General features: G+C 70.5%; 11 protein-coding genes. 8 read left to right on the top strand and 3 right to left on the bottom strand.

Annotated features, from left to right (window positions below):
• Positions 1 to 61: 61 nt before the first annotated feature.
• The 3 genes from V2S66_RS21765 to V2S66_RS21755 all read left to right on the top strand — a co-directional run bounded on the left by V2S66_RS21765 (position 62) and on the right by V2S66_RS21755 (position 4297).
• Positions 62 to 763, top strand: a complete 702-nt coding sequence (locus tag V2S66_RS21765) for an HAD family hydrolase (protein WP_330797591.1) — start codon at positions 62 to 64, stop codon at positions 761 to 763.
• Between the two features lie 287 nt (positions 764 to 1050).
• The gene (locus V2S66_RS21760) at positions 1051 to 2664 is read left to right on the top strand and encodes an ABC transporter substrate-binding protein (RefSeq protein WP_330797590.1); all 1614 of its coding nucleotides are present in this window, start codon (positions 1051 to 1053) and stop codon (positions 2662 to 2664) included.
• Positions 2665 to 2692: 28 nt separating this feature from the next.
• A complete protein-coding gene (locus tag V2S66_RS21755) occupies positions 2693 to 4297 on the top strand; it encodes an ABC transporter substrate-binding protein (RefSeq protein ID WP_330797589.1) in 1605 nt (534 codons plus the stop codon).
• Between the two features lie 26 nt (positions 4298 to 4323).
• Here V2S66_RS21755 and V2S66_RS21750 read toward each other — a convergent pair whose 3' ends face one another.
• Together V2S66_RS21750 and V2S66_RS21745 are read right to left on the bottom strand one after the other, a co-directional pair.
• On the bottom strand, positions 4324 to 4995 hold the full coding sequence (locus V2S66_RS21750; protein ID WP_330797588.1) for a response regulator transcription factor: 672 nt from the start codon (positions 4993 to 4995) through the stop codon (positions 4324 to 4326).
• Between the two features lie 24 nt (positions 4996 to 5019).
• Positions 5020 to 5997: a RecB family exonuclease gene (locus V2S66_RS21745; protein WP_330797587.1), complete on the bottom strand. Its 978-nt coding sequence runs from the start codon at positions 5995 to 5997 to the stop codon at positions 5020 to 5022.
• Positions 5998 to 6144: 147 nt separating this feature from the next.
• Here V2S66_RS21745 and V2S66_RS21740 point away from each other — a divergent pair, with 147 nt between their 5' ends.
• The 3 genes from V2S66_RS21740 (at position 6145) to V2S66_RS21730 (ending at position 9176) form a co-directional block, all read left to right on the top strand.
• Positions 6145 to 7380 (top strand): site-2 protease family protein, encoded by a 1236-nt coding sequence (locus V2S66_RS21740; RefSeq protein ID WP_330797586.1) that lies wholly within the window; start codon positions 6145 to 6147, stop codon positions 7378 to 7380.
• A 33-nt stretch (positions 7381 to 7413) separates the two neighbouring features.
• On the top strand, positions 7414 to 8331 hold the full coding sequence (locus tag V2S66_RS21735) for a tRNA (adenine-N1)-methyltransferase (protein WP_330797585.1): 918 nt from the start codon (positions 7414 to 7416) through the stop codon (positions 8329 to 8331).
• Between the two features lie 251 nt (positions 8332 to 8582).
• Positions 8583 to 9176: a hypothetical protein gene (locus V2S66_RS21730; RefSeq protein WP_330797584.1), complete on the top strand. Its 594-nt coding sequence runs from the start codon at positions 8583 to 8585 to the stop codon at positions 9174 to 9176.
• A gap of 59 nt (positions 9177 to 9235) precedes the next feature.
• Here the strand turns inward: V2S66_RS21730 and V2S66_RS21725 are convergent, their stop codons facing one another.
• Entirely contained in the window at positions 9236 to 9526 is a 291-nt protein-coding gene (locus tag V2S66_RS21725; protein ID WP_330797583.1) for a ferredoxin, read from the bottom strand.
• Between the two features lie 241 nt (positions 9527 to 9767).
• On the opposite strand from V2S66_RS21725, the gene arc reads away from it, so the two are divergent.
• Both arc and dop read left to right on the top strand, forming a co-directional pair.
• On the top strand, positions 9768 to 11534 hold the full coding sequence (arc, locus tag V2S66_RS21720; protein WP_330797582.1) for a proteasome ATPase: 1767 nt from the start codon (positions 9768 to 9770) through the stop codon (positions 11532 to 11534).
• A gap of 96 nt (positions 11535 to 11630) precedes the next feature.
• Positions 11631 to 13142: a depupylase/deamidase Dop gene (dop, locus tag V2S66_RS21715; protein ID WP_330797581.1), complete on the top strand. Its 1512-nt coding sequence runs from the start codon at positions 11631 to 11633 to the stop codon at positions 13140 to 13142.
• Positions 13143 to 13284 lie beyond the last annotated feature (142 nt).

Genomic DNA, 13284 nt, shown 5'->3' with positions numbered 1-13284 from the left:
CCCGTGGCACACGGGACGCGGCGACCGGCCTCTGTGTCCCCCAGGCCGAGGAGTGGCGCGTATGACCAGCAGCATCCCCGTCGCCGGCACGCGGACGACCCAGCGGCCCGGTCCGCACGCCGTGCTGCTGGACCTGGACGGCACCCTGGTGGACACCGAGGGGCTGTGGTGGACCGCGGAGGCCGAGGTCTTCGCGGAGCTCGGCCACGTGCTGGACGAGGTGCACCGCTCGGTCGTCGTCGGCGGCCCGATGTCGCGCAGCCTCGGCCACCTGATGTCGGTGACCGGCACCACCGCCACCCTCGCCGAGCTGACCCTGGCGATCAACACCCGCTTCGAGCAGCTGATCGCCCGCGGCGCCCCGCTGATGCCCGGCGCCCGCCGGCTGCTCGCGGAGCTGTCCGCGCACGGGACGCCGACCGCGCTGGTCTCCGCGTCCTACCGCACCACCATCGACGCGATGCTCCGCTCGCTGGGCCCCGAGCACTTCGCCTTCACCCTGGCCGGCGACGAGGTGAGCCGCACCAAGCCGGACCCCGAGCCGTATCTGACCGCCGCGGCCCGGCTCGGCGCGGCCCCCGCGGACTGCGTCGTGGTCGAGGACACCCCCACCGGCGTCGCCTCGGCGCTGGCGGCCGGCTGCCAGGTGATCGCGGTGCCCTCGGTGGCGCCGATCGCGCCCGCCCCCGGCGTGATGGTGGTCCGCTCCCTGGAGGACGTGACCCTCCCTTTTCTGCGCGCTGTGAACACGCGTATTCACTGAGTGTGTCCGCGCGGCCCGCGAAGGCCGCTGTGACGCGAACTTTGGCCTCCCGTTGGTGCTGATCACACGCAATCTCGGTATCGTCGCCCGAGCGTGCGCGCGGAGTGTGCTGGAATACCTGCGGTGACCCCGCGCGAGGGGCCCCGGCTTCCGCACGCGACGGCTTTCCCGGTCTGCTCCCCGCTCCTGGGATCTCGGTGCGCGGGCGACCAGTTGGGCTGCCGGCCGGCTCCGCGCACCGCGAGCACGACCGGCACATGTGCAAGGGCAAGAGGAGAACAACGACGATGAACCGCAAGCTTCTGGTGCTGCCCGCCCTGCTGGGCGTACTGACACCCCTGATCAGTGGGTGCGGCGGCTCCGGCGGGGGGAGCAGCGACAGTGGCAAACCCATCGTCGTCGGCACCACCGACAGCATCGAGCTGACCAAGGACAACCCCGCCCCGCTCGACCCGGCGACGTCCTACGACAGCGCGACCTGGAACATCTTCTACAACACGTTCCAGATGCTGCTGACCTACCCGCGCGGCAGCACCACGCCGACGCCGGACGCGGCCAGCGACTGCCACTACAACGACACCACCGGGCTGACGTACACGTGCACCATGCGTGACGGCCTGAAGTTCTCCAACGGCGACTCGCTGACCTCGGCGGACGTGAAGTTCTCCATCGACCGGATGCTGAAGATCAACTGGAACGCCGGTCCCGCGTCCCTGATAGCCGGCGTGAAGTCGGTGAACACCCCGGACGAGAAGACCGTCGTCTTCCAGCTCAAGGCCCCGGACGCGACCTTCCCGGCCAAGCTCGCCACACCCGCCGCGGCGATCCTGGACAGCAAGGTCTACGATCCGACCAAGCCGTACACCGGCTTCAAGCTGGTCGGCTCCGGCCCGTACACGCTCAGCTCCGCCACCAAGGACGCCCAGGGCAACCTCCAGTCCGGCACGTTCGACAAGAACTCGAACTACCAGGGCCTGCTCAAGCTCAACAACAGCAAGGTCGAGCTGAGGATGTTCGCGGACTCCAACAAGATGGAGTCGGCGCTGAAGACCGGCGCCATCGACGTGATGTCGCGGACGCTGTCGCCGGACCAGATCAACCAGCTGCAGACCAGCAGCGACCCGAGCATCAAGCTGACCGAGTCGCCCGGCGGCGAGGCGCGCTACCTGTTCCTCAACACCTCCTCCTCGGACCTGAGGACGAAGGCGGTGCGCCAGGCGATCGCCGAGGTCGTCGACCGCCAGGCGATCACCCGCGACGTCTACAAGCGCACCGCGGACCCGCTGTACTCGGTGGTGCCGCAGGGCATCTCCGGCCACACCAACTCCTTCTTCGCCGACTACCCGACGCCGAACGTCGCGGCGGCCAAGACGAAGCTGCACGCCGCGGGCATCACCAGCAAGATCCCGCTGACCATCAACTACCGCCGCGACAACGGCGGCACGATGAACCAGCCGGAAGCGGAGGCGATCGCCAGGCAGCTCAACGCGAGCGGCCTGTTCGACGTCACCGCCAAGAGCGAGGAGTGGAGCGCCTTCCTGAAGGCCGCCTCACAGCGCAAGTACCAGATCTTCGCGATCAGTTGGCTGCCGGACTTCCCGGACCCGGACAACTACATCGCACCGTTCTTCGACCGGGACAACTTCCTGAACCTGCCGTACGCGAGCAAGCAGATCCAGGACCAGCTCCTGCCGGAGACCCGCCGGATGGCGCAGCGCAGCACCGCGAGCGACGCCTTCGGCCAGGCACAGCAGATCGTCGCCCAGGACGTCCCGATGCTGCCGCTGTGGCAGGGCAAGCAGTACATCGTCTCCCGCAGCAACATCACCGGTGTGGAATGGGCTCTCAACTCCTCGACCACCACGCAGTTCTGGGAGCTCGGGCGTGGCGTGACGGGGTGATCCGCACACACGAGGGAGATCGTCGAGGATGAATCGAAAGCTGCTCGTTCTGCCGGCCCTGATAGGCCTGGCATCCCTGTCGCTCGCCGGATGCGGGTCCGGCGGCGGCAGCGGAGACGGCGGCGGCGCCATCGTGGTCGGTACGACGGACACGTTCCAGATGTCGAAGGACAACCCGGCGCCGTTCGACCCGGCGACCGGGTACGACATCGGCAGCTGGAACATCTTCAACAACACGTACCAGACCCTGCTGCGCCTTCCGCGCAGCGGCACCCAGCCGCAGCCCGAGGCGGCCCAGGAGTGCCACTTCACCGACAGCCAGGGCGAGCAGTACCGCTGCACGCTGCGCAGCGGCCTGACCTTCTCCAACGGCGACAGGATCACCTCGCAGGACGTCAAGTTCTCGGTGGACCGGATGATCAAGATCAACGATCCCAACGGTCCGTCCAGCCTGCTCAGCAACATCGACAAGGTGGAGACGCCGGACGACGCCACCGTCGTCTTCCACCTGTCGGGCCCCGACTCGACCTTCCCGTTCAAGCTCGCCACCCCGGCGGCCGACATCGTGGACAGCGGCGCCTACGACGCGACCAAGGTGCACGAGGGCTACGGCGTGGTCGGCTCGGGGCCCTACGAGCTGAAGTCCTTCACCTCGGGCAAGAGCGCGGTCTTCGTCAGGAACCCCCGCTACAAGGGCACCATCAACCTGAGCAACAGCAGGATCGAGCTGCGGTTCTTCACCTCCTCCAAGGCCATGCAGTCCGCGCTCACCAGCGGCGCGATCGACGTGATGAGCCGGACGATGTCACCGGCCCAGGTCGCCCAGCTGTCGCTCGGCGCCGACCAGGGCGTCAAGCTCACCGAGGCGCCCGGCACCGAGATCCGCTACCTCGTCTTCAACACCGCCGACCCGACGATCGCCAAGCCGGCCGTCCGCAAGGCCATCGCCAGCCTGGTCGACCGGCAGGCGCTGACCAAGGACGTCTACCAGCGCACCACCACCCCGCTCTACTCGCTGGTCCCGCAGAGCATCACCGGCCACACCAACTCCTTCTACGACGCGTACGGCGACCAGCCGGACCTGGCCAAGGCCCGCGGCTACCTGGCGGGGGCGCACCTCGACACCCCCGTGCCGATCACGCTGTCGTACACCACCCAGCACTACGGCGAGGCGACCGCGCCGGAGTTCACGCTGCTCAAGGACCAGCTGGAGTCCGGCGGCCTGTTCCGGGTCACCCTGCAGGGCGTCGCCGACTGGAACGCCTACAAGGCGGCCTACCGGGCGCACCGGTACCAGGTGTTCGGGATGGGCTGGTTCCCCGACTTCCCGGACCCGGACAACTACATCGCCCCGTTCTTCGGCAAGGACGACTTCCTGAACCTCGCCTACGTCAACCGCGAGATCCGGGACCAGATCATCCCCTCCACCCGCCAGAAGACCCAGCGCAGCAGCGCGGTGCCGGACTTCGAGACGGCGCAGAAGGTGATCGCCGCGGACGTGCCGGTGCTGCCGCTGTGGCAGGGCAAGCAGTACATCGCCGCGCGCAGCGACATCACCGGCACCGAGTGGGCGCTCAACGCCTCCTCGACCACCCAGTTCTGGGAGCTGGGCCGGGGCGTTTCCACCGACTGACCGACCCCGGCCGGCCCGGCGCGCGCTCAGCCCGCGCCGGGCCGCACCAGGCCGCTCTCGTACGCGTACACCGCGGCCTGCACCCGGTCGCGCAGCGCCAGCTTGGTCAGCACATGGCCGACGTGGGTCTTCACGGTGGTCTCGCTGACGAACAGCTCGGCGGCGATCTCCGCGTTCGACAGGCCGCGGGCGACCAGCTTGAGCACCTCGACCTCGCGCTCGGTCAGCGCGTGCAGCGGCTGCGGCACTGCGTCCTCGCCGGACGGCAGCCGGCCCGCGTACTTGTCCAGCAGCCGCCGGGTGATGCTCGGCGCGAGCATCGCCTCGCCCGCGGCGACCACCCGGATGGCCTGCACCAGCTCCGCGGCCGGGGCGTCCTTGAGTAGGAAGCCGCTGGCGCCCGCGCGCAGCGCCTCCACCACGTACTCGTCGAGGTCGAAGGTGGTCAGCACCAGCACCTTGGCGGGTCCCGAGCGGTCGGGCCCGGTGATCTGCCGGGTCGCCTCCACCCCGTCCATCCTCGGCATCCGGATGTCCATCAGCACCACGTCGGGCTGCAGCGCCCGCACCTGGTCCAGCGCCTGCTGACCGTCCCCGGCCTCGCCGACCACGGCCAGCTCCGGCTCGGCCTCCAGGATCATCCGGAAGCCGGTGCGCAGCAGAGGCTGATCGTCCACCAGCAGGACGCGGATCGCCACGGGTACTCCTTCACCAGGCACGGTCTAGACCGTGCCATTCTGGCCCACGGCCGGCCGCGCCCCCGGGACATCCGCCAGGGGATACGGCGGGGGAGTCCCACCGAATTCGGGACAGACCGCCTGATGGTCGCACCAGCCGCACAGCGGGCCGCGCCGCGGCCGCCAGTCGCCGCTGCGGGTCGCCTCGGTGATCGCCTCCCACAGCGCCAGCAGCTTGCGCTCGGTGGCCAGCAGGTCCGCCTCGGAGGGGTCGTACGTCAGCACGTCGCCGCTGCCCAGGTAGACCAGCTGCAGGCGGCGCGGGACCACGCCGCGCAGCCGCCACAGCACCAGCGCGTAGAACTTCATCTGGAACAGCGGCTCGTCCGCGTACTGCGGGCGCGGCGCCTTGCCGGTCTTGTAGTCCACCACCCGCAGGTCGCCGCCGACCGGCGCGACGTCCAGCCGGTCCACGTACCCGCGCAGCGTCAGCCCCGACTCCAGGACCGTCTCCACGTACAGCTCGCGCTCGGCGGGCTCCAGCCTGGTCGGGTCCTCCAGCGTGAACCAGCGGTCCACCAGCCGCTCGGCGCTCTCCAGCCAGGCGGCCAGCGCCGCCGGGTCCGCCGCGCCCTCGGCCGCCGCGAACAGCCCGGCCAGCTCGGGGCGGGCCGCCAGCAGCCGCTCCCACTCGCCGGCGACCATCGACCGGGCGCGCGCGGCGGTGCGGTCGGCGGCCGGCGCGTCGAAGAGCCGCTCCAGCACGGCGTGCACCACGGTGCCGCGGGTCGCCGCCTGGCTCGGCTTCTCCGGCAGCCGGTCGATCACCCGCAGCCGGTACAGCAGCGGGCAGCGCATGAAGTCCGCCGCCCGCGAGGGGGACAGCGACGACGGCGGCCGCGGCGGCGTGGCCCGCCCGCCGCCTGCCGTGCCGGCCGCCGCCGCGGGGGTCGCACCGGCCCGCGGCACGCCCTGCGGCGGCGCTGCGGCGTCCGGTGGCGGGCTCTGCGCGGGGATCTCCATGGCACCTGACCCTATGGCCTGCCACCGACAGCGGCGGCCTCGCCGGGCGGCCGCACCCTCGCCGCCGCGCGCAGGGCAATAGCATGGTCGTGAAGCCCCTCGTGCCGCACGATCACCACAGGGGCGTGCGTCGATCGAGAGGAACCAGTGAGCGAGAGCGGTCGGCCGCCGGCGGAGAACGCCCGCACCCGGGACCCGGAGGGCGACGGGGGCTCCGGCAGGTCCGCACGGGAACCCGGCGGCGGCATCCTGATGGGGCGGTTCTTCGGCGTTCCGATCTACGTCGCCCCCAGCTGGTTCCTGGTCGCCGCGCTGATCACCTGGGTCTTCGGCGGGCAGCTGGACACCGTGCTCCCCGAACTCGGCCGGGTCAGGTACCTCGTCTCGCTCTTCTTCGCGGTCGCCTTCTACGCCTCGGTGCTCATCCACGAACTCGCCCACACCGTCGCCGCGCTGCGCTTCAAACTGCCGGTGCGCCGCATCCAGCTGCAGTTCTTCGGCGGCGTCTCGGAGATCGAGAAGGAGTCGGAGACACCGGGCCGCGAGTTCGTGCTCGCCTTCGTCGGACCGCTGCTGTCGCTGATCCTCGCCGCGCTCTTCTACGGCGGCATGCAGTTCGTCGAGAGCGGCACGGTGCCCGGAGTGCTGCTGGCCGGGCTGATGGTCAGCAACCTCATCGTGGCGATCTTCAACTTCCTGCCCGGCCTGCCGCTGGACGGCGGCCGCATGCTGCGCGCCGTGGTGTGGAAGATCAGCGGCAAGGCGATGACCGGCACCGTCGCCGCCGCCTGGGTCGGCCGGGCGCTGGCGCTCGCGGTGCTGATCGGGCTGCCGCTGCTGTCCTACCGCGGGGGCATCAACGGCGACGGCAGCACCTCGGGGGCCGACTCGCTGACCGACGCGCTGCTCGCCGCCATCCTGGCCGCGATCATCTGGACGGGGGCGGGCAACAGCCTGCGGATGGCCCGGCTGCGCGAGCGGCTGCCGGCGCTGCGGGCCCGCACCCTGACCCGGCGCGCGGTGCCGGTGAACTCCGACACCCCGCTCTCCGAGGCGCTGCGCCGGGCCAACGAGGCCGGCGCCCGCGCCCTGGTGGTGGTCGACGGCAAGGGCGATCCGACCGCGCTGGTCCGTGAGTCGGCGATCGTCTCGATCCCCGAGCACCGCCGCCCCTGGGTGGCGGTGAGCGGCCTGTCCCAGGACCTCACCCCCGGCATGCGCGTCTCGGCCGAGCTGGTCGGGGAGGACCTGCTGGACGCGCTGCGCGCGGCCCCCTCCACCGAGTACCTCGTCGTCGAGCCGACCGGTGAGATCTACGGGGTGCTGTCCACCGCGGACGTCGAGCGGGCCTTCCTCGCCGCGATGTCGCGCGACACTCCGTAATGCCGGCCGGTCCGGCACGGGTAGGCTGCTCCCATGTCCGAACCGACCGGTGCCGCCCGCCGACGCGGGCCCTTCAGAGTCGGGGACCAGGTCCAGCTCACCGACCCCAAGGGACGCCACTACACGTTCACGCTCGAAGCAGGAAAGCAGTTCCACACCCACAAGGGCGCTTTCCCGCACGACGAGCTGATCGGCGCCCCCGAGGGCAGTGTGGTGCGAACCACGGGAAACGTCGCCTATCTCGCGCTGCGCCCGCTGCTCCCCGACTACGTCCTGTCCATGCCCCGCGGCGCCGCCGTGGTCTACCCCAAGGACGCGGGGCAGATCCTGGCGATGGCCGACATCTTCGCCGGCGCCCGCGTCGTGGAGGCGGGGGTCGGCTCGGGGTCGCTCAGCAGCTTCCTGCTGCGCGCCATCGGCGACCACGGCATGCTGCACAGCTACGAGCGCCGCGCGGACTTCGCCGAGATCGCCACCCAGAACGTCGAGCGGTACTTCGGCGGTCCGCACCCCGCCTGGCAGCTCACCGTCGGCGACCTCCAGGACCACCTGAGCGACGCCGACGTCGACCGGGTCATCCTCGACATGCTCGCGCCCTGGGAGTGCCTGGAGGCCGTCTCCAAGGCCCTGGTGCCCGGCGGCATCCTGTGCGCGTACGTGGCCACCACCACCCAGCTCGCCCGCACCGTCGAGGCGATCCGCGAGCACGGCTCCTTCAACGAGCCCGCCGCCTGGGAGACCATGGTCCGCACCTGGCACGTGGAGGGCCTGGCGGTCCGCCCCGACCACCGGATGATCGGGCACACCGGCTTCCTGCTCACCGCCCGCCGGCTCGCCGACGGCGTCGAGCCGCCGCTGCGCCGCCGCCGTCCCGCCAAGGGCGCGTACGGCGAGGACTACACCGGGCCGGGCAGCGGCAGCGGCAGCGGGGGCGCCTCCTCGGAGGACTGAGGCGCCCAGGTGCCCACGCCAGGAGGACCCGGGCCCCGAGGCTCGGAGGACCCCGGCCCGGGGGAGCGGGCGCCGTGGGCGCGTGTGCGATTTCGGCCAACTTCGCCGAGCCGCCGCCGGTTTGTCCCGTCAGGGGCGGCCGGCGGCCTCGTCTTCCCGCTCTTCGGCGACCTACCCCGCCGTTCCCGCCCGGTGTGAGATATGGCACGATGCTGGCCACCCCCCGGAGATCGACCCCAGGAGACAGGCGCGTGCAGCCGTCCGCAGGCCCCGCCCTTCCGCACACCGGCGCCCGCGCGGTGCACTGGCTCAGCACGGCCGCGGCGCTGGGCGCGATCGTCGCCGTCGTCGCCCTGGTGCAGCCCGCCGACGCCTCGTCCACGGCGTCCTCCAAGGCGCCCGGCCGTTCCGCGAAGCCGTCCGCCGCGCCGGTCGCGGCGCCCGACCCGAAAGCCGCCGGCTTCCCGCTGGCCTGCGGTCCCGGTGTCGCGGTGGACGTGATCGCCCAGGCGTCCGGCGACCTGGACGGCGACGGGCGGCCGGAGACGGTGGTCGTGGTGCGCTGCCACGCCGACACCGGCACCCCGCCCAGCGGCGTCTACGTGCTCGATCCGCCGGCCGGCCCCGGCGACGCCCCGCGGATCGTGGAGACCCTGGTGAGGCCCGAGGACGACCGGGAGATCGCCGACTTCCGGCTCGAAGGCCGCACCGTCCGGGCCACCGTGCTCGGCTTCTCCTCCGACACCACCCCGCGCTGCTGCCCCGACCTGCGGCGCACGTACTCCTGGGAGTGGCGCGGCGGGCGGTACGTGGCGATCCCGGGGCCCGCGGCCAACAGCATCTGACCCGGCGGCCCCGGTGGGGCCGCCCGCTCAGCGGCCCGCGCGGTCCACGGCGCGTCGGCTCACGGCGCGTCGGGGCCGTAGACCTCGACGCGGTCGGCGGAGCGCCGCACGTGGATGCAGTCGCCCGGGCACTCCCTGGCCGAGTCCACGATGTCCTGCAGCAGCGTGACCGGGACGGGTACCGTGGCACCAGGGGACTGCCGCAGCTCGTCGTCCTCGCCCTTCACGTAGGCGAGCCCGTCGATGTCCAGCTCGAAGACCTCGGGCGCGTACTGCACGCAGATCCCGTCGCCCGTGCACAGGTCCTGGTCGATCCAGACCTCGAGAGCCTCGGTCTTCTCGTCGCTCACGGAACCCCTCGCCTGCCGTTCCTCGTTCGGGAAGCAACCGCCTTCGGCGGTGGTTGACCCAAACGACGATACAACCGGCGGCTTTCGGATGGAGATCGGCGGGTATCTCAGTGGCGAAGGGACGTGCGCAAGGGTGAAGATCGGACACACCGCGATCGTCTTTGTGATCTAGGGGTTTCAACCCCACCTGGCCCAGGTAGGGTCTGGAAACGTCCAGCTCCCCTTGGAGGAGGTGAGGACCGTGGCGGCCCACGACGACGACATGAACCGTGGCGGCCGACCCGCTCGTGGATCGGAAGATCCCATGAGCCAGGTCGCCTTTCTTGAGCAGGAGATCGCCGTCCTGCGACGCAAGCTCGCCGACTCTCCGCGGCACACGAGGATTCTCGAAGAGAGGATCGTCGAGCTGCAGACCAACCTGGCAGGCGTGTCCGCGCAGAACGAACGGCTGGCGAACACCCTCCGCGAGGCCCGCGACCAGATCGTGGCCCTCAAGGAGGAGGTCGACCGGCTCGCGCAGCCGCCCGCCGGATTCGGCGTCTTCCTGCAGGCGAACGACGACGGCACGGCGGACATCTTCACCGGCGGGCGCAAGCTCCGGGTGAACGTCAGCCCGTCCGTCGAGCTCGACGAGCTCCGGCGCGGCCAGGAGCTGATGCTCAACGAGGCGCTGAACGTGGTGGAGGCCATGGCCTTCGAGCGCGTCGGCGACATCGTCACCCTCAAGGAGGTCCTCGAGGACGGCGAGCGCGCACTGGTCATCGGGCACACCGACGAGGAGCGCGTGGTGCGCCTCGCGGACACCCTGTCGGACGTCCCGCTGCGGGCCGGCGACGCCCTGCTGCTGGAGCCCCGTTCCGGCTACGTCTACGAGCGGGTGCCCAAGAGCGAGGTCGAGGAGCTCGTCCTCGAAGAGGTCCCGGACATCGACTACCGCCAGATCGGCGGTCTCGGCAACCAGATCGAGCAGATCCGCGACGCGGTGGAACTGCCCTACCTGCACGCCGACCTGTTCAAGGAGTACGAACTGCGGCCGCCCAAGGGCGTGCTGCTGTACGGCCCGCCCGGCTGCGGCAAGACGCTCATCGCCAAGGCGGTGGCGAACTCGCTGGCCAAGAAGGTCGCCGAGGTGACGGGACAGCCGCAGGGCAAGAGCTACTTCCTCAACATCAAGGGCCCGGAGCTGCTGAACAAGTACGTGGGCGAGACCGAGCGGCAGATCCGCCTGGTCTTCCAGCGCGCCCGCGAGAAGGCGTCGGAGGGCACTCCGGTCATCGTCTTCTTCGACGAGATGGAGTCGCTCTTCCGCACCCGCGGTTCCGGTGTCAGCTCGGACGTGGAGAACACCATCGTCCCGCAGCTCCTCGCCGAGATCGACGGTGTGGAGGGCCTGGAGAACGTCATCGTGATCGGCGCCTCCAACCGCGAGGACATGATCGACCCCGCGATCCTGCGGCCCGGCCGCCTGGACGTGAAGATCAAGATCGAGCGGCCCGACGCCGAGGCGGCCAAGGACATCTTCTCGAAGTACCTGGTCGACACGCTGCCGCTGCACGGCGAGGACCTCGCCGAGCACGGCGGGTCGCCGGCCGCCACGGTGGACGCGATGATCCAGTCCGTGGTCGAGCGGATGTACTCCGAGACCGAGGAGAACCGCTTCCTGGAGGTCACCTACGCCAACGGTGACAAGGAGGTCCTGTACTTCAAGGACTTCAACTCCGGAGCGATGATCCAGAACATCGTGGACCGCGCCAAGAAGATGGCGATCAAGGCGTTCCTCGACCACGACCAGCGCGGCATGCGCGTCTCCCACCTGCTCGCGGCCTGTGTCGACGAGTTCAAGGAGAACGAGGACCTGCCGAACACCACCAACCCCGACGACTGGGCGCGGATCTCCGGCAAGAAGGGCGAGCGGATCGTGTTCATCCGCACCCTGGTGACCGGAAAGCAGGGGGCGGACACCGGACGCTCCATCGACACCGTGGCGAACACCGGACAGTATCTGTAAGCACTACCCTCCGGCTGCGGGGCCCCGACAGCGGGTACCCCGCGGCCGGTGTGTTTTCCGGTCTGGACCGGGCCGGAGCCGGGCAAGGAGGGCCGCATGACCGTACGGCGAGTAATGGGCATCGAGACGGAGTACGGGATCTCCGTCCCCGGCCACCCGAACGCCAATGCCATGCTCACCTCATCCCAGATCGTCAACGCCTACGCGGCGGCGATGCACCGGGCGCGCCGCGCCCGCTGGGACTTCGAGGAGGAGAATCCGCTGCGGGACGCCCGCGGCTTCGACCTCGCCCGCGAGGGGGCCGACTCCAGCCAGCTCACCGACGAGGACATCGGCCTGGCCAACGTCATCCTGACCAACGGCGCGCGGCTCTACGTCGACCACGCGCACCCCGAGTACTCCTCGCCCGAGATCACCAACCCGCTGGACGCGGTGCTCTGGGACAAGGCCGGCGAGCGGATCATGGCCGAGGCTGCGATGCGCGCCGCCCAGCTCCCCGGCGCCCAGCCCATCCACCTGTACAAGAACAACACCGACAACAAGGGTGCTTCCTACGGCACGCACGAGAACTACCTGATGAAGCGGGAGACCCCGTTCTCGGACATCGTGCGGCACCTGACGCCGTTCTTCGTCTCCCGGCAGGTCGTCACCGGTGCGGGCCGGGTCGGGATCGGCCAGGACGGCCACGAGGACGGCTTCCAGATCAGCCAGCGCGCCGACTACTTCGAGGTCGAGGTCGGGCTGGAGACCACCCTCAAGCGGCCCATCATCAACACCAGGGACGAGCCGCACTCCGACGCCGAGAAGTACCGCAGGCTGCACGTCATCATCGGCGACGCCAACCTCTCCGAGATCTCCACCTACCTCAAGCTGGGCACCACCGCCCTGGTGCTGTCCATGATCGAGGACGGCTTCATCAAGGTCGACCTGGCGGTGGACCAGCCGGTAAGGACCCTGCACGAGGTCTCCCACGACCCCACGCTGCAACGGCTCGTCACACTGCGCAACGGCCGCACGCTGACCGCGGTGCAGCTCCAGATGGAGTACTTCGAGCTGGCCCGCAAGTACACCGAGGAGCGGTACGGCGCGGACGCCGACGACCAGACCAAGGACGTCCTCGCCCGCTGGGAGGACGTGCTCAACCGGCTCGAGAACGACCCGATGAGCCTGGCGGGCGAGCTGGACTGGGTGGCCAAGCGGGAGGTCCTGGAGGGCTACCGGCGCCGCGACGGGCTCGGCTGGGACGCCGCCAGGCTGCACCTGGTCGACCTGCAGTACGCCGACGTGCGGCCCGACAAGGGGCTCTACAACCGCCTGGTGGCCCGCGGCCGCATCCAGCGGCTCCTGCAGGAGCCCGACGTGCTCAGGGCCGTGGACAAGCCCCCGGAGGACACCAGGGCCTACTTCCGCGGCCGCTGCCTGGAACAGTACGCCGACGACGTGGCCGCCGCCTCCTGGGACTCGGTGATCTTCGACCTGCCCGGCCGCGACTCCCTGCAGCGGGTGCCCACCCTGGAGCCGCTGCGCGGCACCCGCAAGCACGTCAAGGAGCTGCTCGACCGCTGCCGCACCGCCGAGGACCTGGTACGCATCCTCTCCGGCGGCTGACCGGCCGCTGAACAGGGGCTGATCCACGATCTTCGCCCGAGTGCGGCTGAAACGGCCGCGAACCGGGAATCAACCGGGTAGCACTCGGACGTTGAGTATTCGAGGGCCACAGTCGGACCCTCCTTGTAGGGTCTGATCTTGT

It is taken from the genome of Actinacidiphila polyblastidii (assembly GCF_036353415.1).
GTDB classification, from domain to species: Bacteria; Actinomycetota; Actinomycetes; order Streptomycetales; family Streptomycetaceae; genus Actinacidiphila; species Actinacidiphila polyblastidii.
Note: the sequence above shows the minus strand (reverse complement) of the source record. Positions and strands in the feature narration are given on the sequence as shown.